Here is a 23,674-nt window from a genome sequence, read left to right as displayed (position 1 = left end):
AGCGCTGCTATAGCAGCGCCTTCAGCACGAGTTCGTGCGAGTGTCCGATCCACACGGCGGCGTCGCGATGATCGCGCAGCGCGTCGCCGGTGTTCGGATGCAGAAAGACATCGAGCGCGCCGTGATTGAGCGTGAGCCAGCCGACCACGTCGGCGAACTGCGTGTGCGCGAAGGCGAGCTGATACGACCACATCGGATGCGGCCCGACCGGCCGCTCGTGGAAGCGCCCGATCTGCAGTTTGTCGCCCCAATGCGCGTCGATCTGCTCGCGAAACGCCCAGGCGGCAGCGCGGCTCGCCGGGTCGAAGTAGATGTGCGCGTGCCAGCTTTGTATCGCTGAAGCAGCGCGAAAAGTCATATCAGAGTTCATTGCCAGGCTCGTTCCGTATCAGTCTTTATCCGACATTCGTTCTGCTTCGCTTTCCGCCGGCGCGCGCGCTGCAAGGCGCATGTGAAACTGTGTCCGATCCTCGCCGACGATCTCGAAGCCAAGACGATCGTACAGCCGTTTGGCGGGATTGCCCTTGAGCACCTGCAAGCTGACCGGCAACGCTTCGGCCGCGGCGGCGCGCAGGATCGTGCGCAGCGCTTGCTCGCCGATTCCGCGACCCTGCAGCGCCGGCGTGATCTGCAACTGCACGACAAACCATTCGACGTCGTTGCGATGCGCCTTCAACAAGCCCGCAGGCGCGCCGTCGATGCAGACCACCTGCGCCGCGTCGTAGCGATGCAACAGGCGCGCGCGATGGGCGTCGTCGTCGGTCGGCTCGCCGGCGCGCGCCAGGTGTTCGGTCATCGTCGTCTTGCGCAGTTCGAGCAGGAAGGCTTCGTCGTCGGGTTGCGCGGGGCGCAAGGTCAACCCGGATCGTTGGTCGGGCGGTTGGGCGGACATGTCGGCAAGGTGGTGGCGCGCGATGATCGTGCGAAGCGCGAGTAAGAATTGTCGTCGATTGTCGCGCCGGCTGCGCTTTTTTACCACGCGGCTATGTTGCAGTCTTCTCGCCTTGCGATGCAGGCGAACGCTCGATGCGGCGGGTCGGTGCGCGCGGCTGCATGCCGGCTCGTGCCGACGTGCGCTGCGCCGCTTGCTGCGTTGGGTGGCATGCGCTTTGCTCCAGGTTGATTCGCTTTTTCGCGGGCACGGTCGTCGACCCATCGCGGCCGCGCTATCCGCACCACCGTATGAACAGACAAGACGAGGCCTCCGACGATTGGCGCGCGAACGTCCGCTTCCCGCGTCACCCGCTGCGGCGAGCGTCCAGATGATTATCCGGGGACGTTCGCGTTATGCGGCGAACGTCGTAATCAACGTTGCGAGGTGGGCTATGACGATGATCGAGGCGGTACCCAGCGTCTCGGCAGATGGGCGCGCGGTGATTTTCCAGCTTTCGTCGCGGGGACGAGACCTTGAATGCGCGGTCACGCGCGAGGCGCTCGAGCAGCACTTCTGGCTGCAACGCGGTGCGGGTGAGGCGCGCGTTCTGAAGACGTTCGCGGATGGGCGCAAACGTATTACGGCGATCGCCGAACGAAAAATGCTCGCGCGTCCCGGTGAGAAGGTCTTGCTGACGATCGACGATTTCTCCACACGAGGTTGATGTGCGTGGCGTGGCGCGCGTCATCGCTCGAAGCTGCACATGCGATGACGCGGGCGCGACGGCACCGGCTCCGCTCGGCCTGAACGCGGCCGACTTCGCACTTCGCGTTTTTCTCTCAGGCTTTTGCAGCACCGTTTCGGTGCAATCGCTGATTTCACATCGAGCGCTCCGTAGGCCCGCTGTTACATCGATTCGCCAAATTAACCCGCCAAAGCGCTTCGTTTCGCTCAATTGCTTTCGCGCGTGCGCGCATACACTCTTTTCCCATGGAGCGAGGAATCACCGGCCTCCATCGATGCGATCTTCCCCTCGTGTCGGATTTGAACCGTACCGTTGATAAGTAGTCTGCAGTTCGCAGTGCGTATCTGGCAGTTGGCAGTCCGCAGTTGACGCAATACAAGCGCGCAATGCATCGAGCACCGAGCGCAAAGCAACAGGGGTAGCGGCCAGAAGTAGCAGATAGCGAGGACCGGCCCACATGCAGTCGCAATTGAAGTGGTAGTTTGGATCGGCAGTTGAAGCTTGCTGTCGAGCGGTAGAAATTGCCGGTGCAGTACACGTAAGCAATAGCTTTGCAGGTTAGGTGGTTATAGGTTGGCAGGCATCCACGCGCCTGCTCGGCCGTTCCATCCTGTCAGCCCTGTTCCTCGCGGAACAGGGCTTTTTTTTATCTCGACGAAGCGGGCTTCTTGTTTCTGGCGGCGTCGAACCGATATGCGGACATTGCGTTCTTCGATACGTTCGAAGAACGCGCGCGTCGCATGGCGTGCGCATGGGTGAACTGTCGGGCGCGAAATACGTCGGACGTTTGAGCGCGGCGTTTGCCGCCGTCGCGTGCCGAAGTCCGGGTGCGCCGCCGAAAGAAGGAGGTTGAATCGATGTCCAGCAAGTCGCGAGTTCGCAAGCCCGGCCGCACGGCCATGTCTCCATTGTTGCGTTCTCTGACCCAGAGCCGCACCGCGCACGCGCCGGTCACGCAGACCATGCTGTTGCAGGCCTACGCCGCGCTCGATGCATTCCGCCGCGGCCACGGCGCGCGCATTCTGCACGCGACGCTGAGCCGGCATTTGCTGGTGTCGCAGGAACTTGTGCATGCCGGACTGGGCGCCGACGCGCGCGCCGACATCGAAAGCGCGCATGCGGCGATGGTGCGGCTCGATGTGCGCGAGCGCCAGACCGGCCGCTGGTCGCTCGAAGACGACGACTACGCACGTCTGCGCGCGGCGCTAGCGATTTTCGACAGACAGTTGTCGGCGGCGTCGCTAAGCGAGCTGGCGAGCGCGGAAGCGAAAATGATCGAAGGTTTGATGCGTTCCGCGCGACTGCGGGCGCTGGCGGAAGCGGCGGTTTAAGCGGCACGCATCTGGCGGCGCGCATTTCGAAAGCGTCGCGGGTCACCGGCGATGCGCTCAATGCGCTATCGGCGAGCCCGGCCGAGGCCGGCCGATGCGCGTGGCGCGGCTTGTAACGAGTGTCCGTAGAAGTCTCGCCGGGCGCGTTTGCCGCTGCGATTCCCGCTTGCTAGACTGGCTGCGGCTGCTTGCCGCCTACCTGCTTGCGTACCCCTGCATACCGCCGAGACCAGGCGTCGCTGGCGTCGTTGCGATGCCGACCCGCGCATACAACCACAACCGAGCCCTATCGGAGACATCATGTCCTACATGCTGCTGATCGTCGAACCCACGGACCAACGCGAGGAGCGCGGCGAAGTTGCGGGCCGCGACCTCTACGACCAGATGGTGCGCTTCTCCGAGAACCTGAAAGCGCGCGGCAAGCTGCTCGCGGTCGAGTCACTGACTTCGCAGAAGGACGCCGTGCGCGTGCAGGTCCGCCATGGCCAATCGAAGCTCGTCGACGGGCCGTTCGCCGAGGCGAAGGAGATGATCGGCGGCTTCTTTCTGTTGAACTGCGACAGCCGTGAAGAGGCCGTGGCGATCGCGCAAACCTGCCCGGCGGCGTCGTGGTGCACGGTCGAGGTGCGCAAGCTCGGACCGTGCTTCATCTAGGCACGCGTGACTCCCACTTCACCAGTTTCGGTGTTTTCCCTGGGATGTGGGGACCGTCGCGCGTGTCGATCCGACCGTGCATCGCACGTCGTGTGAGTAAGGGGCGAGCCGGCGCGACCCCACCAGGCGATTCACAAGAATCCACTCACGACCAACCACTAACAACAAGGAGCAACGACATGCGATTCATGATCATCGTCAAAGCCACGGCCGCGAGCGAAGCCGGCGAGATGCCCGAACCGTCGCTGATCGCGGCCATGGGCGCCTACCACGAAGAACTCGCGAAGGCCGGCGTGCTGCTCGACGCGACGGGCCTGCAGCCGAGCTCGAAAGGCTGGCGCGTGCGCTATAGCGGCGGCAAACGGAGCATCGTGGACGGGCCGTTCGTGGAGACCAAGGAGCTAATCGCGGGCTACACGTTGATCCAGGTGCGCTCGCGCGACGAGGCGATGGAATGGGCGCGGCGTTTTCCGGCGCCGTTCGGTGAGCACGCCGATGGCGAAATCGAAGTGCGGCAGCTGTTCGAACTCGACGACTTCGAGCCGGGGCCGGAAGTCGAGCGCTTTCACAAGCTCGAAGAAGATCGCCGCTGATTTGATGGACTACGTCTGGGAGCCCGCGTACATGGTCCTGAACGCGCAACCGCCGGCAGCAGGTGAAGGCTGACACCGTGACGATACAGGCCACCCATCGTGCGATCGACGCTGTCTGGCGGATCGAATCCGCGAAGGTCATCGCTCACGTCGCGCGGATCGTGCGCGACGTGGGACTCGCCGAGGAACTCGCGCAGGACGCGCTGGTGGCCGCGCTCGAGCATTGGCCGGACGCGGGCGTGCCCGACAACCCCGGAGCGTGGCTGATGACGGCCGCGAAGAACCGCGCGCTCGATCGCCTGCGCCAGGAGGCGCTGCATGCGCGCAAGCGCGAGGAGTTCGGCCACGATCTCGACGCGATCGAAGCGCACGTGGTGCCCGATTTCGTCGATTCGCTCGACGCCGCGCGCGCCGACGACATCGGCGACGATCTGCTGCGGCTCATCTTCACCGCGTGCCATCCGGTGCTATCGACCGATGCGCGCGTCGCGCTGACGCTGCGCCTGCTCGGCGGCCTCACCACCGACGAAATCGCGCGCGCGTTTCTCGTGCCGGAGCCGACCATCGCGCAGCGGATCGTGCGCGCGAAACGCACGCTGTCGGCGGCGCGCGTGCCGTTCGAGGTGCCGCAGGCGGACGCGCGCGCGGCGCGGCTCGCGTCGGTGCTGCAGGTGATCTACCTGATTTTCAACGAAGGCTATTCGGCCACGGCCGGCGACGACTGGATGCGCCCGACGCTATGCGAGGAGGCGTTGCGGCTTGGGCGCGTGTTGAGCGGACTCGTAGCCGACGAGAGCGAAGTCCACGGTCTCGTTGCGCTGATGGAGATTCAGGCGTCGCGCACGCACGCGCGCACCGACGCCCAGGGGCGTCCGGTACTGCTGCTCGATCAGGATCGCAGCCGCTGGGACCCGCTGCTGATTCGCCGCGGCCTCGCGGCGCTGGACAACGCGCATGCGCTCGGCGGCGCGAGCGGGCCGTATGCGTTGCAGGCGGCGCTCGCCGCGTGCCATGCGCGGGCCCGCCGCGCCAAGGACACCGACTGGGCGCAGATCGTCGCGCTGTACGATGCGTTGGCGCAGGTCGCGCCGTCGCCGGTAGTGGAGTTGAATCGCGCGGTCGCGGTGGGGATGGCGTTCGGGCCGGCGGCTGGGCTCGAGATCGTCGATGCGCTCGCCGCCGGTTCGGCGCTCGCGAATTATCACTGGCTACCGAGCGTGCGCGGCGATCTGCTGGTCAAGCTTGGACGCGTCGATGAAGCCCGCGTGGAGTTCGAGCGCGCCGCGGCGATGACGCGCAATACGCGCGAGCGCGAGTTGTTGCTGGAGCGTGCGCGCGGGCTCGCGGATTGAGGCTGGCACATTTGTGCTGGCACATTGGTGCTCACGCACACGTCAGTGCCGCCTCAACGAATCAGCTGCCGCACCCCCAACGCAACGATCAAGCCGCCGCACACACGATCCACCCACATCTTGCCGCGCCGATAAGCCGACGCGATGCGCTGATGCGACAGCGCCAGCGCGACGAACCCATACCAGCCGCTCGCGACGACGAACACCATGCCGAGCATCGCGGCGAACGTGCCGGTGCTCACATGCGCTGGCGCCGCCGACGAAAACACCGCGGCAAAAAACGCCATCGACTTCGGATTCGCGATGTTGGTCGCGAAGCCCTGCGCGAACGCCTGCCTGAAGCCGCCCGCCGGTGCCTTGACGAGCACCGCTTGCCGCGCCGCCGAGGCATTGAAGATCAGCCGCCCGCCGAACCACAGCAGGTAACACGCGCCCACGATCCTGACCACGAGCGCGAGCCACGGGAACGCGGCGAACACGATGCCGACGCCAAGAATCGCGCAGCTGGCCCAGAACAGATTGACGAGCACGATGCCGGCGACCATCGCGAGCGCTTCGATGCGCGTCGCCGAAGCGGCCTTGTGCGCGACCGCGACGAAGTTCGGGCCCGGACTCACCACGCCCGCGATATACACGGAAAACACGCCGACCACGGCGGACCCATCGATCACGACACGCTCCCGATTGCAAAGCTCTGGGTGAAAAGTAACGCGAGCATCCCGCTCATAGCCCGAAAAACGCAGCGCTCGCGGTCAACACGCCCACTCCCGCGACTAGGTACGACAGATTGCGCAGCCAGTTCTTGCGCGTGAGCAGCGTGATCGCGCACAGCGCAATCGCGACCTGAATCAGAAGCGTCGCCTGAGCCCAGCGATGATGGCCGTGCAACAGCGTTTCGCTGCGCGTATCGGCGGCGACGACCTGTTTTTCGATCGCTTCCGCGTTCGCGCGGATCGGCTCCTTCTGCTGCTTGTATTTCTCGACGTCGGCGACGAACTTCGCGTGCGCGTCGCTATTGGGCGCCGACAGCGCCGCGCCGAGTTCCGCGAGGTTTTCCTTTTCGCCCTTCGCCTGGTAGTAGTTCCACTGGTTCGACGCTTCGGTCTTCTTGATCGCGGCTTCGTTCTTAAAGAACAGCGCGAGGTTTTCGGCGTTGCCGCTCTGGTACGCGCACAGCGCGCCGATCGTCGCGAGGATCGCGGTCATCACGGCCATGCGGCTCGCGAACGGATCGGCGTCGTGATGCGCGGCGTGGCCGGCGTGTTCGACGGCATGGTCGTGCGGACCGTGTACTTCATATTCTTCAGACATCAGATTCTCCGAGGCAATGCTTTTGTCGTTCTCGCCGGACGGCGCGGGCGCCCGGCGGCCTCAATCTTAGCGTGTCGCGGACGCCCGGAGGCCGCAGCTTCAACGCACTGTGCCAGAGGGACGGTTATTGCATGCGAATCACGACGCGCCCGCGCGTGCCAGCGGCGACCGCCTCGTAGGCTTCGCGCGCGCGGGCGAGCGGGAATTCCTGCGCGATCGCCGGGCCGCTCAGCTTGCCGTTGTCGAAGCCCTCGACGAGCGCCGTCATCAGCGGCGCCGATTCCGCGACGCCGAGCTTCGCGCTGTCGACGCCGAGCAATTGCGTCTCGTTGTGATAGAAGTCGACCAGATCGAACTCGACGCGGCGCTTGCCGGTCCCGCTGATTTCGAGCACGCGGCCGCGCCGCTTCGCGAGACTCAGCGCGGTCTCGAACGCGACACCGCCTACCGTGTCGTACACGACTTCCGCGCCCGCGCCGCCGGTCAGCTCGCTCACGCGTGCGGCCGCGTGTTCGTCGAACGCCACGAAGGCATCGATCAGGCGGCCCGCGGGCGTGGCGGGATCGAGCGGCCGGCGGTCGACGGCGATCACGCGCGCGCCGCGTGCTTTCGCGATCTGCACGACCGCGCCACCGACACCGCCGCCCGCGCCAAGCACGGCAATGGTCTCGCCGGCCTGCAACTTTGCGTATTCGACGGTGCCGAGCCACGCGACCACGAAGTTCACGCCGATGGCCGCCGCCTCGACGTGGCTCAACGCCACGGGCTTGCGCGACAGCGCCGCGACCGGAATGCTGAGGTACTCGGCGTGCGTGCCGTCGCGCGTGAAGCCGATGTCGCCGCCGGTCCCCCACACCTCGGCGTCGAGCCACGCGGCCGGGCCGTCCACCACCACGCCGCTGAAGTCGCGCCCCGGCGTGCGCGGCAGCACCGTATGTTCGAAATGGCCCGACACGTTCTTCACGTCGCTCGGATTGACCGAGGCCGCCATGACCCGCACGACCGCATGCTCCGCGTCGGCCTGCGGCGTCGGCAGATCGACGTATTCGAGCACTTCGGGGTTGCCAAAAGATTTGAACTGAATCGCTTTCATCGTGCGTGGCTCCGGTTGGTCTTGCGCCGCGTTGCGCAGCGAATGCACCGTCGTCTAAGTGACGCGAGCAAAGTCATCAGGACAACGGCTTTCAGATTTCGAACAACCCGCGCGCCGGGTACGCGACCACCCAGGCTCTAACCCGCCTGACCCGCCTCGTCGGCCTTCGGCGCCCGAGCATGCCGCTCATGTTCGGCGGCCAGAAACATGTACATCGCCGGCACGACGAACAACGTGAACAGCGTGCCGATCGACATCCCGGTGAAGATCACGAGCCCCATTGCGTTGCGGCCCGCCGCGCCCGCGCCCGACGCGATCACGAGCGGCACCACACCGAGCACCATCGCCGCGGTCGTCATCAGGATCGGGCGCAGCCGCACGCCCGCCGCTTCCTCGACCGCTTCGCGCTTCGCGCGACCCGCGCGCTGCAGTTCGTTGGCGAACTGCACGATCAGAATGCCGTGCTTGCTGACGAGTCCCATCAGCGTGACGAGGCCGACCTGCGTGTAGATGTTCAGCGTCGTCAGGCCGATGTTGATGAAGATCAGCGCGCCGAACAGCGCCATCGGCACCGAGATCAGGATCACGATCGGATCGCGGAAGCTCTCGAATTGCGCGGCGAGCGCGAGGAACACGATGATCGTCGCGAGGAGCAGCGTGATGACGAAGCCGCCCGACTCCTGCACGAACTGGCGCGACTCTCCCGAGTAATCGACCGAATAGCCGGCGGGCGCGACCTGCGCGGTCGCCTGGCGCAGAAAATCGAGCACCTGGCCTTGCGAGACGCCCGGCACGATGACGCCGGAGATCGTCGCCGAGTTCAACTGCTGGAAGTGGTTGATCGATTCTGGCACGACGCTGTGCCGCAGATGCGCGATCGTCGACGCCGGAATCACGCTGCCGTCCGGCGTGCGCAGATAGTAGTCGAGCACCTGCGACGGATTGAGCCGGTCGGTTTGCAGCACCTGCGGAATCACCTTGTACGAGCGTCCCGCGATCGAGAAGTAGTTGACGTAGCCGCCACCCAGCGCCGAACCGAGCGCCTGTCCGACGTCGCTTTGCGACAGCCCGAGCGAGGCCACCTTGTCGCGATCGACGACGAGCGTCACTTCCGGCTTGTCGATTTTCAGGTCGCTATCGACGAAGAAGAACATGCCGCTCCCGCGCGCTTTTTCCAGCACTGCTTGCGACACCTCGTTGAGGTTTTCGAACGGCTCGGTCGTGCTGATCACGAACTGCACCGGCAAGCCCTGCGCGCCCGGCAGCGGCGGAAACTGGAACGCCGCGACGCGCGCGCCCGCGATCTGATTCCACTTCTGCTGCAACTCCTGCTGCAGAACGGTCGCGTTCTTGCCGCGCTGATCCCAGGTCTTGAACAGCACGCCGCCGATACCATGATTGATGGTCGGCGAGCCCGTTAGCTGGAACATCTGCGAGTATTCGGGCAGCGTCTTCGACGCATCGAACACCTGGTCCGCATAGGTCTGCATCTGCTGGATCGTCGCGTTCGGCGGCCCGACGATCTGCGAAAGCACGACGCCCTGGTCTTCCTGCGGCGCGAGTTCCGACTTCGAGGTCATGAACAGGTACACGGTGCCGCACAGCAGCAGCGCGCCCATGATCACGAACACGGGCCAGGTATCGAGCGTCGCATGCAACAGCCGGCCGTAGCCGCGATGCACGCGCTCGAACTGGCGGTCGACGAAACGCGCGAAGCGCCCCGACTCCTGCTCGGCGCGGAAGAAGCGCGAGCACATCATCGGCGATAACGTGAGTGCGATCACGCCCGACACCGTCACCGCGCCCGCGAGCGTGAACGCGAATTCGGTGAAGAGCGCGCCCGTCAGCCCGCCCTGGAAGCCGATCGGCGCGTACACGGCGATCAGCACGACGGTCATCGCGACGATCGGGCCGCCCAGCTCGCGAGCGGCGATCAGCGCGGCGTCGAACGGTGTTCTGCCTTCGTGCTTCATGTGCCGATCGACGTTCTCGACGACGATGATCGCGTCGTCCACGACGAGCCCGATCGCGAGCACGAGTGCCAGCAGCGTGAGCAGATTGATCGAATAGCCGAGCACCTGCATCACGAAGAACGTGCCGATCAGCGACAGCGGCATCGCGATCAACGGCACGATCACCGCGCGGAAGCTGCCGAGAAACAGGAAGATCACGACGGTGACGATCACGAGCGCTTCGACGAGCGTTTTGATCACTTCCCTGATCGCGGTGTTGACGAAGTCGGTCGCGTCATAAACGATGTCGCCCGTCATGCCGGTCGGAAACTGCTTCTGCAGATCGGGAAACACGGTTTTCACGCGCTTGGCAACGTCGAGAATGTTCGCGTCCGGCGCGACCTTGATGCCGATGAACACCGAACGCTTGCCGCTGAACGCGACGTTGAAGTCGTAGCTGTCGGCGCCGAGCACGACGTTCGCGACATCCTCGAGACGCACGAGCGAGCCGCTCTTCTGCTTGACGACGAGCTGCTTGAAGTCGTCGACGGTGTGCAGGTCCGTGCCCGCTTCCAGGTCGACGCTGACCATTTGCCCCTTCGTCGTGCCGAGCGTCGCGAGATAGTTGTTGTTGCCGAGCGCGGTGTACACGTCACTCGCGCTCACGCCGTGCGCGGCGAGCCGCGCCGAATCGAGCCACGCGCGCATGGCGAACTGCCGGCCGCCGAGCACTTCGGCGGTCTGCACGCCCTGGATCGAATCGAGCTTCGGCTTGACCACGCGCAGCAGGTAGTCGGTGACGTTGTTGCTCGGCAGCACGCTGCTGTAGAAGCCCATGTACATCGCGTCGGTGGTCTGCCCGGTCTGCACCGTCAGCACCGGCTGCTGCGCCTGCGGCGGCAACTGGTTGCGCACCGAGCCGATCTGCGTGTTGATCTCCGTCAGCGCGCGGTTCGCATCGTAGTTCAGACGCAGCGTCGCGATGATCGTCGACACGCCCGTGATGCTCGTCGATGACATGTAGTCGATGCCCTGCGCCTGCGCGATCGCCGCTTCCAGCGGCTGCGTGATGAAGCCGGCGATGGTGTCCGAGTTCGCGCCGTAGTAGGCCGTCATGATCGTGACGACCGCGTTTTCGGTTTGCGGATACTGGCTGACCTTGAGCACCGCGAGCGCGCGCAGCCCGAGCACGAGGATCAGCAGGCTGACGACCGAAGCGAGTACCGGCCGGCGGATGAAGATGTCCGTGAACATGATCGGGCGGCCTCACTTATTGTTCCTGCGGCGTCGGATTCGGACTGTCCGACGGCTGCACGCGGTTGTCGATGATCAGCGGCGTGCCGTTCTTGAGCTTGATCTGGCCGCTCGTCACGACCTGCGTGCCGTCGTCGATGCCCTTCAGAATCGCCACCTGGTCGCCGCGCGTCGGCCCCGGCGTTACGAACACCTGCTGCGCGACGGGCAGCGTCTTGCCCTGCGCGTTGGGCTGCGTGCCGGGCTTCACGATGAATACGGTCGCGCCATACGGGTTGTAGGTGATCGCCGTTTGCGGCAGCGTCAGGTAGCGCTGTTCGGCGCCGGAGTCGATCTTCACGTTCGCGTACATGCCGGGCAGCAGCTTGCGCTCGCGATTGTCGACGCTCGCTTCGATCTGTACGTTGCGCGTCGCGCTGTCGATTTTCGGGCTCATCGACTGGATCTTGCCGGTGAACGTTTTCCCGCTGTACGCGTTGGTATCGACGCTGACGGTCGCGCCGATCGCGAGCTGGCCGAGCTGTTGTTGCGGTACCGAGAAGTCGGCGTAGATCGGATCGATGGCTTGCAGCGTGACGATCGCATCGCCGGGATTCAGGTATTGCCCCGGATTGATCGTCGTGATGCCGAGGCGCCCCGCGAACGGCGCGCGAATCGTCTTCTTGTCGACGAGCGCCTGCTGTTGCGCGACCTGCGCCTTCTTGCCCTTGAGGTCGGCCGCATCGGCGTCGAGCTGCGCCTTCGCGATCGCCTTGATGTCGTACTGCGCGCGGTCGCGCTCGTAGACCGTCTGCGCGAGTTGGGCCGCGGCCTGCAACGATTGCAGCAGCGCGACGTCGCTGTCGGCGTTGAGTCGCACGAGGATCTGTCCGGCTTTCGCTTCCTGCCCCGACGCGAACGCGACCTCGCGCACGAGGCCGGCGACTTCGGTCGTCACGTCTACGCCGCGCACCGCGCGCAGGCTGCCGACCGCCGCGAGCTGCGGCTGCCACGACTGATAGTGGACCACCACCGCCGAGACCGTGGCGGGCGGCGCGGTGTTGGCCGCCATGAACTTCGCGAACATGTGCGCGCGGAACAGGTTGAAGCCGACCAGCGCGGCGAGCAGCAGGCCGACGCAGATCAACATGATCAGCATCCGCTTTGTCATCGGTTTTCTTTCGGCCATCGTGATGTCCTTGCTCGGCTTGGGGCGAGGGCTGGGGTTGCGTCAGGGCACGGTCAATGTGGCGTTGCGGCGGTTGCCGTCGTTGCTGATGGCGACGACGTGTTCGACGCGCTCGCCGACGCCGCGGCCGGCGCGGCCGCGGACTCGGGCGCGGCGGCATTCCACCAGCCGCCGCCGAGCGCCTGGAACAGCGCCGCCGTGTCGGCGTAACGCGCGGCCTGCGCCTGCGCGAGACTCACGACCGTTTGCTGATACTGGCGTTGCGCGTCGAGCAGCGCGAGGTAGCTGACGCCGCCGACCCGATACTGTCCGCGCGTCAGTTCGAGCGAATCGCTCGCGGCGCGCGACGCGTCGGTCTGCGCCTTGAGGCCGGTTGCGTCGTGTTCGAGCGCGTGCAGCGTGTCCGCAACGTTCTGGAACGCGAGCAGCACCGTCTCGCGGTATTGCGCGCCGGCCTGCTCGTAGGCGGCCTCGGCCGCGCGCTTCTGCGCGCTCAGCTGGCCGCCGTGAAAGACCGGTTGCAGCAAGCCCGCGCCGATGCTCCAGATCGTGCTGCCGGCCCTGAGCACCTGCGCGGGCGTCAACGCCTCGGCGCCGTAGCTCGCGGACAGCGTGATCTGCGGATACATCGCCGCGGTCGCGACGCCGACCTGCGCGCTCGCCTGATGCAGCGTGGCGTCGGCGGCAAGGATGTCGGGGCGCTGGTGCACCAGCGACGACGGCAGGCTCACGGGCAGCGTGTCGGGCAGCGAGAACATGTCGAGCGTGAAGTCGGGCACCGAGGTATCGCTCGGCAGCTTGCCGGCGAGTACCGCAAGCTGATGGCGCGCCTGATCGAGCTGCTGTTGCAGCGGCGGCAGCGTCGCGCGGGTCTGCGCGAGCAGCGTTTCCTGCGCGAGCACGGCCGTGCGGCTCACGCCGCCGAGTGAGAATTGCTGGTCGAGCACGTTCAGCTGCTGCTCTTCCTCGGTAGCGATCCGCTCGGTCGCGTCGATCTGCGCGCGCACCGACGCTTCCTTGACCGCTGCGGTCACGATGTTGGCCGATATCGTGAGATAGGCGGCCTGCAGCTGGAAGCGCTGATAGTCGATCTGCGCATGCAGCGCTTCGAGTTCGCGCCGCGCGCCGCCGAACACGTCCAGCTTGTACGAGACGTTGACCGACGCGTTGTAGAGATTGAATTCCTCGACGAGGCCGGGCTCGCCGAACGCGATGCCGTTGATCTTTTCGCGCGTGGCGCTCAGTTGCGCGTCGACGCTCGGCAGCAAGGTGCCGCCGGCTTGCGCGGTGTAATTCTCGCGAGCCTGTCGCAACGCCGCCTGCGCGGCGGCCATGTTCGGACTGTTGGCGATCGCCTCGCGGATCAGCGCGTCGAGCGGCTCGCAATGAAACAGCGTCCACCACGCGGCGGGAATGTCCTGGGCCGGCGCGAAACGCTGCGGCAGGCCTGCGGGGCCGGGCGCGGAGGCGGTCTGGTCCGGCAGCGGCGTGGTGGTGAAGGTGTCGGTGGCCGGCGCGGGCGGCGCGTGGTAGTCGGGGCCGACCATGCAGCCGGCCAGCGCGACGCAGCTGCAAAGCGCAACGTAGAGGCGCCGCCAGACAATACGCTGACTCACGTCGATCATCGATCTACCTTGTATCGCCAATGGCGGGTGGACCGGACGAAGATGTTCAGGGCACCCGAACGTTCTTGGAGTTGTCTTGCCGACGCTGGAATTTACCATGCACGGCGCGAACCGCGCTTGACCTCGCGTTCGCTGGCGGACGAAGGTGGATACGAGATCACGTAGGAGGGCGGTGATGGCAGCCGGTGCTACCCGCTGTCTGCCACGCCCCGAGCGGCACTCAAGAAAATTTTACGGATTCGGGCACGCGGTTGGCCCGGTTGGGGATACCCATCGTGATCCAGTTTCCGGGGCTCACCCATGCTCTCTCATTTCCCTCCGTCGGCGCCGCGCTGGCGGGGGCGGGTGTCGCGTATGGGCGGAGCTTTATGTTTGGCGAATATATCGCGCGTGGCGAACTGGTCGAGCTGTTGCCTGGTTATCGATCGTCCGGTTTTACCGGGCCTCGTCCGCCGCTCGGCGCTGCGCGATCAGATCGGCGAGCCGCTCGACCTGCTGCCCTTGCGCATCGAAATTGCCCGCGTCGAGCCACCGCTCATAGCACGAGCGCAATGCCGGCCACTCGCTGTCGATGATCGAAAACCACGCCGTGTCGCGATTGCGCTCGCGATAGACGATCGCCTGCCGGAAGATCCCCTCGAACGTAAATCCATAGCGCAACGCGGCCTTGCGCGACGGCTCGTTCAGCGAATCGCATTTCCATTCGAAGCGCCGATAACCGAGCTTGTCGAACACTTCGCCTAGCAGCAGGTACATCGCATCGGTCGCGATGCGCGTGCGCTTGAGCCGCGGCGAATACGTGACGTGGCCGACTTCGATCACGCCGTTGGCCGGATCGATCCGCATCAGCGAGAGCGTGCCGACCGGCTTGCCCGTCGCCAGGTCGATGACCGCGTAGTGCAGCGGATCTTTCGATGCCGCCATCTGCGTCAGACGCTCGCGATAGGCCGCGAGGCTGTCGAAGGGGCCAACCGCCAGATAGGTCCAGTCGCGGCCGTCGGTAGCCGAGCCGTACGCGTCGAAGAGGTCGGCCGCGTGGCGCTCGACGTCGACTGCTTCGAGCCGGCAATAGCGGCCGCTCAGCGGCTCGCGGCCCGGCGGCTGCGCGCCGTGCCAGCCGGGCACGGGCGCGCCGATTGGCTGCCCGTAGGCGTTACGTATGGGTTCCATGTCTGTTCTCCTGTCGATGAATGGGCGATGCCGGAGGATGCCGATGCGTGTCGATGCGTGTCGATGCAGGAACGATACGGCAAACGTGGTATGTTCAAAAGATCCACGACACGCTTATTCGATAGGTCCAGCCACCATGATCGAAATCATCGGACCGCTCGTCCATGCGAACGACGCGTTCGCCGCGAGCGGCGCCAGCGGGGCCAAGCGGCCCGCGCCGCTGCAAAAGCAGCTGATCGAACGTCTGCAGCAGGCGATTCTCGCCGGTCGTCTGCCGGCCGGGTCGCTGTTGCCGTCGTCGCGGCTGCTCGCCGCCGAAATGGGCGTATCGCGCAACACGGTCGTGATCGCTTACGAGCATCTGGCCGCGGTCGGCTACGTAATCGCCGATCGCCAGGGCACGCGCGTGAGCCCGCTGTCGAGCCCCGCCGCGCGCGGCGAGCGGGCGGCGGCGTCGGCCGCGCCGGAGGTCGTATACGCGGCGCGCGTCGAGCAGTTCGCGGCGTCGCACAAGCACGCCGACAACGGGTACGCGCTGACCCCCGGCACGCCCGCGCTGGACCGTTTCCCGCTTGCCGCGTGGCGGCGCGCACTCGAACGTGCGATGGAGCGCGCATTACCGAGCGCGCTCGGCTACGGCACGCCGGCCGGCGAGCCCGCGCTGCGCGACGCGATCGCCGCGCATCTGCGGATGGCGCGCGGTGTGCGCTGCGATGGCTCGCAGGTCGTGATCACCGAGGGCGCGCAGGAGGCGCTGAACCTGTGCGTGCGACTGCTGACCAATCCCGGCGATATCGCATGGATCGAGGACCCCGGCTATCGCGGCGCGAAGGCCGCTTTCAACGCGGGCGACTTGCGCATGCTGCCGATTCCCGTCGACGCCGAAGGCATGGCCGTGCCGGCCGACGCGTGGCGCACGCATCCGCCGAAACTGATCTATACGTCTCCCGCGCATCAGTATCCGACCGGCGCGGTGCTGGCGGTGGCGCGGCGGCTTGCGCTGATTGCCGAGGCGCGGCGCTGCGGCGCGTGGCTGATCGAGGACGATTACGACGGCGAGGTGCGTCACACTGGCGAGCCGATCGCGAGCATGCAGGGCCTCGTCGACGAGGCGCCCGTGCTGTACGTCGGCTCGTTCAGCAAGACGATGTTTCCGGCGCTGCGCATCGGCTTCGTCGTGCTGCCTCGCGCGATCGCCGCGCACGCCGCTGTTGCGCTGCAAGAGATGCTGCGCGGCGGGCATCGGCTGGAGCAACTGGCGCTCGCGCATTTCATCGAAAGCGGCGAATTCGGGCGGCATCTCGGGCGGATGCGGCGGCTGTACCGCGAGCGGCAGCAGGCGCTGCGCGACGCGCTGGCCGAGCATTTTCCGGCGGCGACGATTCTTGGCGGCGATTGCGGCATGCATCTGACGCTGCGGCTGCCGGCGTCACTCGACGATCGCGCGATCACGGCGCGGGCGCAGGCGTTGGGATTGAGTCCGCGCGCGCTGTCGGGGTTTTCGATCGGGGCGTCGGAGCAGACGAACGGGCTCGTGATCGGGTATGGCAATACGGAGGCGGAGCGCTTGGGGCCCGCGGTGAAAGCGCTGGCGGAGGTGGTGCGGGAGATGGAGGGCGAGGCGCGACCGGCTGCGAAGCGCGCGGCAAAACGGAGCGGAAAAACCGTCGTCCGGTCCCGCAAAAAACCCGCCCCGCCACGCCGTACGTCCGTCACTCCGGGCATGTAAGTTTTACGTTTGTCCGCCTGGCCCATGTCGCGCTATCGTGTCGTATGCGCGGCGACTTCGCGGTTCCGATGTGCTGGTTTGCCCGCATGTGCCGCGGTTGCCCGTCCCGTCGCGCGGCGGGTGCGGCGCCGCCGATGGGCACGAACAATGCGTTCAGTGTGGTTATCGATGACGATCTATCCGACCGGAGACGACATGAAGGAAATCGAACCGACCCCGTGGTTTGACCTTGCCATCCATACGCCCGTACGCGAAGGCTGGTACGAAGTGCAGTTGGCGAGCGGGGACACGGCGTTTGCGAAATTTGGCGACGGCGTGTGGACCGAAAAGCCGTTGCTGGTATTCACGCACTGGCGCGGCCTGTCCGCCGATCCGTCGAAAGCCGCGGACGGCGCGGCCGAGTCGGTCGGCGCCGAAGCCACCGCGGCGCAAGGCGTGCGTGCCGCCTGGAACGCGTTCTTCCCGGGACTCGGCGAAGAGCAGCACAAGCCGCTCAATGCGGTGCCGAACGGCAAGGCGCCACATTGAGGGCCCATTGAAATTCGTTTGAAGTCCGGTCGGGCGGCGGCTTGTGGGCCGCCGCCCGGCAGCTCGATCCGGCCGCCATCCGCGCGTAGTTCGAATCGCTCTCGTATCGCTCGGCCCTACGCCGCACCGCATTTCTCCCGCCCCGCTACAATCAGCGTCATCCTTTCGACGCCATCACGATGCTTTGAACGCCACCCGAGAAACCGTGGAATTGTCGCGCGCGACTCAACTGCTCAATCACGGACCCGTCACGTTGATCACGAGCGCACACGATGGTCGATCTAACGTGATGGCCGCGTCATGGGCGATGCCGCTCGACTTCAATCCGCCGAAGGTGGTGGTAGTGGATAGCCGCACGCTGACGCGTCGCTTGATCGAAGCGAGCGGCGTGTTCGGGCTGCAGTTGCCGAGCCGCGGTTTCGCCGCGCAAACGCTCGCGGTCGGCACGCACGCGGGCGTCGAACTCGACAAGTTCTCCGCGTTCGATCTCGAGACCTTCCGCGCGCAAAAAATCGACGTGCCGATGCTGGCCGGCTGCATCACCTGGATGGAATGCAAGGTGATTCCGGACGACAGCCAACGGCACGATCTGATCATCGGCGAGGTGGTCGCCGCGTATGCGGATAGCCGCGTGTATTCGCGCAACCGCTGGCATTTCGGCGACGATCCCGACCTGCGCACATGCCATTACGTGGCCGGCGGTACCTTCTTCGCGACGGGCGATGCATTCGAGGTGGCGCCCGTCGCGGCTTCCGCGCAGTGAGCGGGCTTAGGTGCTCCGTTCGGTTTCGCCTTCGGCGAATGCTTTGAGCGCGTCGCCGGCGAGACGATAACGTACCCATTCGCTTTGCGGATTCGCGCCGATCGACTTGTAGAAGCCGATGGCCGGCTCGTTCCAGTCGAGCACGCTCCATTCGAATCGGGCGCAGCCCGTTTCGCAGGCGATTTGCGCGAGGTGGCGCAGCATCTGTTTGCCCGCGCCGCTGCCACGCGATGCGGGCGATACGTACAGGTCTTCCAGATAAAGCCCCTGCTTGCCGAGCCACGTCGAATACGAAAAGAAGTACACGCAAAAACCGACTGGCTCGCCGTTCATTTCGCAGATCAGCGCTTTCGCGGGCGCGCCCTCGGAAAACAGGCTCTTCTCGATGTCTTCGACGCCGGCGACGACTTCGTGCCCGGCTTTTTCGTAGATCGCGAGTTCGGTGATGAAGCGCAGGATCAGGGGGGCGTCGGAAGCGATGGCGGGGCGGATGTGGATCGTCAAGGTCTAGTGCTCGGTGAGTTCGGTGATGACTCCTGGCCGGCGGGCGGTACGCGCCAAACGCGCCGGCTTCGGAACAGACTCACATCGTAGCAAAGAGCCAAGGGCCCCGCCGCGAACGGACGGGGCCTCGGGCGTTTCCGACAGACCGAAGGCGAACAATTTCAGCGGCCCCGGTCCACTCGTCGAGCCAGAGCCCCAGAACACCACGCCGTCCGCAATGGCCGGCCCGGCATTGCATGCACCCCCGCTATTGAATGACCACAGGACTTTTCCGTTGGAAGAATCGAGCCCGTACATCGTGCCATTCGTGTAGTCGAGATTGCATCCGAAGACCACGCCATTGGCGACGCTGACGGCTGCGTCCGCGCGGCTTCCGAGGGGGTCCGGCATGGTCCACGTCACTGCGCCGGAATTCGCGTTGAGCGACGCCCAACCGCCAGACGTGTTGGTGCCACCGCCGTTCGCCAATTGCCATACGCCTGGCGTCGTTCCCGCTCCGGTCATTCTGCTATTCGATAGCGCAACATAAATGAACTGGCCATCGTTGGCCGATCCCCACTGCAGACCGCCTGTGAGTCTTGACCTTTCGGATTGGGACAGTTGGCGTTCGGCGGAAGGGTGAAGACGCCTGGTACGTTGAGGCCGCAGCCGACATTCCACGTGTTGCCATTTGATTGCGCCGGTCGCGACATCGAGTGCGACGACGCTGCCGCCGAAACTCCACTGCCAGGCAGGCGGAGGGACATAGGCGGCCATCAATTCTTCGTTCGATGTGGTTCCTACGAAAGCCGTACCGTTCGCGATGACGGCAGACTGCGTGACCATTGAATAAGTGGTTGAATCGACTTGCGTATGCCAAAGCCGAGTCTTATTTCCGGTCTTTAAGCCCGACCGCAATTCGCGTAGTCACCAATGAAAGCGCGGCAACTCCACTTCAATCGAATGCCCTTCTACATCCCTGCCGGGTTCGTCGGCGAGAGTATGACGGGGTCGTGCGATTCGCGGCTGATTGGATGATCTGCCCGGCATGAGCGCGCGTTCGGACAGCAAGAGAGACCGAAACGGTACTGCCGCGCTTCAACCCTCCGGCAACGCCGACTTACCGCGCCGCTTTTTCGGCTTAGGCTCGACACCCACTCGCGGGTCCCGCTCCAGCACGAGTGCCGTCACCTGCTCGACAGTGTCTTCAAACGCAGGATCCTCCTGCGGCACGTAAAGCCATTTCCCAAGCACCGGGTGAGGCCGCAACGCAGGCATATCGGTAATCAGAGCAGCATGGCGTTCCCGCGACGTACAGACGAGCAGCCCATTCCACGGCTTATCGCGATCGGCGGCAACCAGGCACAACAGCCCATCGATATACGCAGCGTCGCTACCAAACATCCGCCGACGCATATACGTCGGATCGCGTTCGAACGCGTCGAAGATCCACAGGAGCGAATTGCTGATCGAAGAGGGCATCGGCGGACAATCTCAGGAAGCGCGGGTGAACGAAGATAAGTTTACGTAAATTCTCCAGGCTCGGCAGCGAGCCAATTGAAGATCGAGCAAGTCCGGCTAGGTAAGATGTGTCCAACCTCGGCGACCATATCGAAACTCGCACGATCCAGACCATGTTAGCTCACACAGACGCCACCGCTGCCTACACGAAGCGCTTCGAAGCCGTTCTCGCCTATATCGATGCAAACCTCGAGGGCGATCTGTCGGTCGACGCGCTAAGCCGCATCGCAAACTTCTCGATGTTCCATTTTCATCGGCAGTTTGTCGCGTACGTCGGCGTGCCCGTCGCACGCTACGTGCAGTTGGTGCGCTTGCGTCGTGCGGCCCGCCGCCTCGCGTCGCAGGCGTCGTGCTCGGTTCTCGATGCCGCGCTCGACGCCGGCTTCGACAGTCCCGAAGCCTTCAGCCGTGCGTTCAAGCGTGCGTTCGGCACGACGCCGAGCGCGTTTCGACGACATCCAGCATGGCAATTCTGGAGTGCGAGTTTTGTTGTTCCCTATCTTTCGAGGAAACTGACCATGCAAGTGAAAATCGTCGATTTTGCGGAAACCCGCGTTGCCGCGCTCGAACATTGTGGTTCGCCCGGACTCGTCAACGAGAGTGCGCGCAAGTTCATCGATTGGCGTATTCAAAGCGGACAATCACCAGTGGCGTCGAGCCGGACCTTCGGCGTCCCGCACGGCAATCCAGACACCGTGCCAGCGGATGAATTCCGTTTCGATATCTGCGGAGAGATCGACGAGCCGGTCGCGCCGAATCTCTATGGCGTGCGCGAGCTCGTGATGCCGGGTGGACGGTGCGCGGTGGTTCGGCACACGGGATCGACCGACCACATCGGCGAGACGATCTACCCGGTCTATCGCGACTGGCTGCCTTCGAGTGGGGAAGAGTTGCGGGACCATCCGCTGTTTTTCCACTACCTGAGCGTCTATCCTGAGACGCCGCTGGATCAGTGGCAGACGGATATCTACATTCCGTTGGTGTGATTGGGGGAGAGTGTGACGAGCATGTGAGATGCCTGCTAGTGCGAAGCAACTCGCTTCCATTCTTCGCGAAAGCTCATGTCCGAAGCCGCGGTTCGTTCGAACTCCAATTCGATTTCGGCATCGGTATCAATTGCATTGAGCGGGGTGCCGGATTGCCAATTCGGCAAAAAATGCAATTCCGAAATGTACCGGTTTTCGCTGCACGTACCTCGCGTCCATTGGAACCACGCAATAGCCCAAATGTCAAAAAAAGATGTCACCCGTCCATTTTGGGGAGATATCAAATGGCTGCCACGCAATCAGGGGCGGTGCCCCTCTCGGATGAGGAGGCTCGGCGCCAGTTGCGCCGTGCTGTCATCGCCAGCACGATTGGTACCACAATCGAATGGTATGACTTCTTCCTGTACAGCATTGTCACGGGTCTTGTATTCGCGAAACTGTTCTTTCCTGAATCGGACCCGCTCGTCGGCACACTGCAAGCTTTTCTGATTTACGCTGTCGGCTTTATCGCGCGGCCGGTGGGCGCGGCGATTTTCGGCCACTATGGCGATCGCATCGGACGTAAAGCCACGTTAATCGTGACGCTGTTGCTGATGGGACTCGCGACGTTTGCCGTGGGCTTTGTTCCAACCTATGCGACGATCGGTATCTGGGGGGCAATCCTGCTCACGGCGCTGCGCTTCATTCAAGGTGTGGGCGTTGGAGGCGAGTGGGGCGGTTCGGTGCTGATGTCGATGGAGTGGGCACGTACCAACAAGCATCGCGGTTTCATCGCGTCCTGGCCGCAGTTCGGCGTACCGGCGGGATTGTTCGTCGCGAATCTGGTGGTGCTTGCCATCAGTCAGATTTCCGGCAGCGCGTTTCTCACCTGGGGCTGGCGGGTGCCGTTTTTCCTCAGTATCGTGCTGGTCGCGATCGGCCTTTATATCCGCTTGAGTATCCTCGAGACGCCTATCTTCGCGAAGCTGCTCGCTGAGCGCAGGATCGAAAAGGCGCCGATGCGTGAAGTATTGCGCCGGCAGCCGAAAGACATTCTTCTATCGGCTCTTGCGCGTATGGCGGAACAGGCGCCGTTCTATATTTTCACGGCCTTTATATTCACCTATGGTGTGATGAGTCTGGGTGTCACACGCGATCTGTTGCTCACGGCAGTGCTGGCCGCTTCGGTGCTGGAATTCTTCACGATTCCGCTGTTTGGTCACTTGTCTGATCTGATCGGACGTCGACGCATGTATGTGATCGGTGCCGCTGCTGTCGGGCTATTCGGCTTTCTGTACTTTTTCATGGTCGGAACCCACAACCCGATGTGGATCTTCGCGGCCATCGTTCTTTCGCTGGTGCCGCATGCGATGATGTATGGTCCCCAAGCCGCGTTGATCGCCGAATCGTTCACGGGGCGCTTGCGCTACAGCGGTGCGTCGATGGGCTATCAGTTGGCTTCCGTCATCGCTGGCGGTCCGGCGCCGTTGATTGCGACGGCGCTTTATGCTTACTTCCATTCGGGATTTGCGGTGGCGTGGTATGTCTTCGCGTGCGCGGTGATTAGCGTGGCCGCCGCCATGCGGTTGGGCGATTACACGAATAAGGACATTTCGCGGGAATACGACGACGTGCATGCATTGCATGACAGCGGACATGCCACTCCGTGAACGATCAGGCGGATGGCCGGCACAACGGCCATCCGCCGAATTGACCATCAACTTTTCAACGGCAACCAGACTTCGACTCCACCCATCCCCGTCGCCGGGTCGAACTGCTCGCCATACCGTTCGAAATGCGGTGCATCGGCAGGCACGTGCCCTGACGCGGGCAACCACTGATTCCAGATCGTATTCATCGTGCGACGAATGCCTGAGATGTGCTCGCGATGAGTGAACACCGCATACCGTTGCGCGGCGATGCGCACACGACTCAACTCTGGCGGCAACGCGGAAAAATCGCTGACTTCGACGCCGCACATGTAGTCGAAGTTACCCAGTTCATCGGCGTTATAGCCAACGCCATAAGCCACCTTGCCGACCTGTCCCGGCACCCTGCCGTACCAGGCGCCAAAGCGCTGCCATTGGGATGGGATCGCCTTGCTGCTGTCGCACGTATAGCGCTCGCTCAGTCCAGCGACGAGAAACGCTCGCGCGTCTTCGAAGCGCGGCGCGTCCAGATGGGTGAGAAGGGTTTCGTCCATTTTGATCGGCTCCACAATGGTCAGGTTGTCGAAATGACCCCGCGCGCGCAGCGCGTCGGGCGTGAGCCCGAACTGTTCGCGAAACGCGCGCGTGAATGCTTCGTGAGAGCCGTAGCCGGCGTCGAGAGCGACCGCGAGGATGTCGGGCGCACCATCGGCCAGACGTCGTGCGGCCTCGCTCAAACGCCGTGCGCGAACGTAGCGCATCACCGGCATTCCGGTGGCCGCTTCGAACGCGCGCGCGAGGTGAAAACGCGATACGCAGCCACAGCGGGCGATGTCGTCGAGCGTCAACTCTCCGGCGAAGTGGCTTTCGATATACCAGAGCGCTTTTCCAACCGGGTTCATCTCAGCTCTCAT

Annotated in this window: 23 protein-coding genes; 10 read left to right on the top strand and 13 right to left on the bottom strand. The window is 64.4% G+C overall.

What is annotated here, in order from left to right; all coding sequences use genetic code 11:
• Window positions 1-7: 7 nt before the first annotated feature.
• Together OKW45_RS12675 and OKW45_RS12670 are read right to left on the bottom strand one after the other, a co-directional pair.
• On the bottom strand, window positions 8-358 hold the full coding sequence (locus OKW45_RS12675; protein ID WP_429469374.1) for a DOPA 4,5-dioxygenase family protein: 351 nt from the start codon (window positions 356-358) through the stop codon (window positions 8-10).
• 30 nt (window positions 359-388) lie between these two features.
• Window positions 389-892 carry a GNAT family N-acetyltransferase gene (locus OKW45_RS12670; RefSeq protein ID WP_429468529.1) on the bottom strand — a complete coding sequence of 168 codons (504 nt, stop codon included), beginning with the start codon at window positions 890-892 and terminating at the stop codon, window positions 389-391.
• A 433-nt stretch (window positions 893-1,325) separates the two neighbouring features.
• Here OKW45_RS12670 and OKW45_RS12665 point away from each other — a divergent pair, with 433 nt between their 5' ends.
• The 5 genes from OKW45_RS12665 to OKW45_RS12645 all read left to right on the top strand — a co-directional run bounded on the left by OKW45_RS12665 (window position 1,326) and on the right by OKW45_RS12645 (window position 5,549).
• Window positions 1,326-1,598 carry a DUF1488 family protein gene (locus tag OKW45_RS12665; RefSeq protein ID WP_013092747.1) on the top strand — a complete coding sequence of 91 codons (273 nt, stop codon included), beginning with the start codon at window positions 1,326-1,328 and terminating at the stop codon, window positions 1,596-1,598.
• An 878-nt stretch (window positions 1,599-2,476) separates the two neighbouring features.
• Window positions 2,477-2,950 carry a hypothetical protein gene (locus OKW45_RS12660; RefSeq protein WP_429468526.1) on the top strand — a complete coding sequence of 158 codons (474 nt, stop codon included), beginning with the start codon at window positions 2,477-2,479 and terminating at the stop codon, window positions 2,948-2,950.
• Between the two features lie 300 nt (window positions 2,951-3,250).
• A complete protein-coding gene (locus OKW45_RS12655; protein WP_429468525.1) occupies window positions 3,251-3,604 on the top strand; it encodes a YciI family protein in 354 nt (117 codons plus the stop codon).
• A 179-nt stretch (window positions 3,605-3,783) separates the two neighbouring features.
• A complete protein-coding gene (locus tag OKW45_RS12650) occupies window positions 3,784-4,197 on the top strand; it encodes a YciI family protein (RefSeq protein ID WP_018423912.1) in 414 nt (137 codons plus the stop codon).
• A gap of 77 nt (window positions 4,198-4,274) precedes the next feature.
• Window positions 4,275-5,549, top strand: a complete 1,275-nt coding sequence (locus OKW45_RS12645; RefSeq protein ID WP_429468523.1) for an RNA polymerase sigma factor — start codon at window positions 4,275-4,277, stop codon at window positions 5,547-5,549.
• Between the two features lie 53 nt (window positions 5,550-5,602).
• Here OKW45_RS12645 and OKW45_RS12640 read toward each other — a convergent pair whose 3' ends face one another.
• The 7 genes from OKW45_RS12640 to OKW45_RS12610 form a co-directional block, all read right to left on the bottom strand.
• On the bottom strand, window positions 5,603-6,220 hold the full coding sequence (locus tag OKW45_RS12640; RefSeq protein ID WP_018423910.1) for a LysE family translocator: 618 nt from the start codon (window positions 6,218-6,220) through the stop codon (window positions 5,603-5,605).
• A gap of 52 nt (window positions 6,221-6,272) precedes the next feature.
• A complete protein-coding gene (locus tag OKW45_RS12635; protein WP_018423909.1) occupies window positions 6,273-6,860 on the bottom strand; it encodes a DUF4337 domain-containing protein in 588 nt (195 codons plus the stop codon).
• Between the two features lie 124 nt (window positions 6,861-6,984).
• Entirely contained in the window at window positions 6,985-7,953 is a 969-nt protein-coding gene (locus OKW45_RS12630; RefSeq protein WP_429468521.1) for a quinone oxidoreductase family protein, read from the bottom strand.
• A 137-nt stretch (window positions 7,954-8,090) separates the two neighbouring features.
• Entirely contained in the window at window positions 8,091-11,159 is a 3,069-nt protein-coding gene (locus tag OKW45_RS12625; protein WP_429468518.1) for an efflux RND transporter permease subunit, read from the bottom strand.
• A 16-nt stretch (window positions 11,160-11,175) separates the two neighbouring features.
• Window positions 11,176-12,327, bottom strand: coding sequence for an efflux RND transporter periplasmic adaptor subunit (locus OKW45_RS12620; protein WP_429468516.1), 1,152 nt, complete (start codon window positions 12,325-12,327; stop codon window positions 11,176-11,178).
• Between the two features lie 53 nt (window positions 12,328-12,380).
• Window positions 12,381-13,952: an efflux transporter outer membrane subunit gene (locus tag OKW45_RS12615; RefSeq protein ID WP_429468513.1), complete on the bottom strand. Its 1,572-nt coding sequence runs from the start codon at window positions 13,950-13,952 to the stop codon at window positions 12,381-12,383.
• A 435-nt stretch (window positions 13,953-14,387) separates the two neighbouring features.
• Window positions 14,388-15,122, bottom strand: a complete 735-nt coding sequence (locus OKW45_RS12610) for a GNAT family N-acetyltransferase (RefSeq protein ID WP_429468511.1) — start codon at window positions 15,120-15,122, stop codon at window positions 14,388-14,390.
• Between the two features lie 136 nt (window positions 15,123-15,258).
• Between OKW45_RS12610 and pdxR the strand changes: the two genes are divergently transcribed.
• The 3 genes from pdxR to OKW45_RS12595 all read left to right on the top strand — a co-directional run bounded on the left by pdxR (window position 15,259) and on the right by OKW45_RS12595 (window position 18,142).
• Window positions 15,259-16,851, top strand: a complete 1,593-nt coding sequence (gene pdxR / locus OKW45_RS12605; protein ID WP_429468510.1) for a MocR-like pyridoxine biosynthesis transcription factor PdxR — start codon at window positions 15,259-15,261, stop codon at window positions 16,849-16,851.
• Window positions 16,852-17,046: 195 nt separating this feature from the next.
• Window positions 17,047-17,379 (top strand): hypothetical protein, encoded by a 333-nt coding sequence (locus OKW45_RS12600; RefSeq protein WP_026226426.1) that lies wholly within the window; start codon window positions 17,047-17,049, stop codon window positions 17,377-17,379.
• A gap of 184 nt (window positions 17,380-17,563) precedes the next feature.
• The gene (locus OKW45_RS12595) at window positions 17,564-18,142 is read left to right on the top strand and encodes a flavin reductase family protein (protein ID WP_429468508.1); all 579 of its coding nucleotides are present in this window, start codon (window positions 17,564-17,566) and stop codon (window positions 18,140-18,142) included.
• 6 nt (window positions 18,143-18,148) lie between these two features.
• Here the strand turns inward: OKW45_RS12595 and OKW45_RS12590 are convergent, their stop codons facing one another.
• The 3 genes from OKW45_RS12590 to OKW45_RS12580 form a co-directional block, all read right to left on the bottom strand.
• Entirely contained in the window at window positions 18,149-18,646 is a 498-nt protein-coding gene (locus OKW45_RS12590; RefSeq protein WP_429468506.1) for a GNAT family N-acetyltransferase, read from the bottom strand.
• A 3-nt stretch (window positions 18,647-18,649) separates the two neighbouring features.
• Complete coding sequence (locus tag OKW45_RS12585) at window positions 18,650-19,471, bottom strand: outer membrane protein assembly factor BamB family protein (RefSeq protein ID WP_429468503.1); 822 nt, start codon at window positions 19,469-19,471, stop codon at window positions 18,650-18,652.
• 252 nt (window positions 19,472-19,723) lie between these two features.
• Window positions 19,724-20,107, bottom strand: a complete 384-nt coding sequence (locus OKW45_RS12580; RefSeq protein WP_429468500.1) for a hypothetical protein — start codon at window positions 20,105-20,107, stop codon at window positions 19,724-19,726.
• Between the two features lie 152 nt (window positions 20,108-20,259).
• Between OKW45_RS12580 and OKW45_RS12575 the strand changes: the two genes are divergently transcribed.
• Together OKW45_RS12575 and OKW45_RS12570 are read left to right on the top strand one after the other, a co-directional pair.
• The gene (locus OKW45_RS12575; protein ID WP_429468498.1) at window positions 20,260-21,132 is read left to right on the top strand and encodes an AraC family transcriptional regulator; all 873 of its coding nucleotides are present in this window, start codon (window positions 20,260-20,262) and stop codon (window positions 21,130-21,132) included.
• Window positions 21,133-21,416: 284 nt separating this feature from the next.
• A complete protein-coding gene (locus OKW45_RS12570; RefSeq protein WP_429468496.1) occupies window positions 21,417-22,781 on the top strand; it encodes an MFS transporter in 1,365 nt (454 codons plus the stop codon).
• A 47-nt stretch (window positions 22,782-22,828) separates the two neighbouring features.
• On the opposite strand, the gene OKW45_RS12565 is transcribed toward OKW45_RS12570, so the two are convergent.
• On the bottom strand, window positions 22,829-23,662 hold the full coding sequence (locus OKW45_RS12565) for an AraC family transcriptional regulator (RefSeq protein WP_429468492.1): 834 nt from the start codon (window positions 23,660-23,662) through the stop codon (window positions 22,829-22,831).
• Window positions 23,663-23,674 lie beyond the last annotated feature (12 nt).

Origin of the sequence: Paraburkholderia lebeckiae (assembly GCF_050436225.1) — a bacterium.
Lineage (GTDB): Bacteria > Pseudomonadota > Gammaproteobacteria > Burkholderiales > Burkholderiaceae > Paraburkholderia > Paraburkholderia tuberum.
The sequence above is the reverse complement of the archived record's forward strand: the minus strand, read 5'-3'. Positions and strand labels throughout refer to the sequence as shown.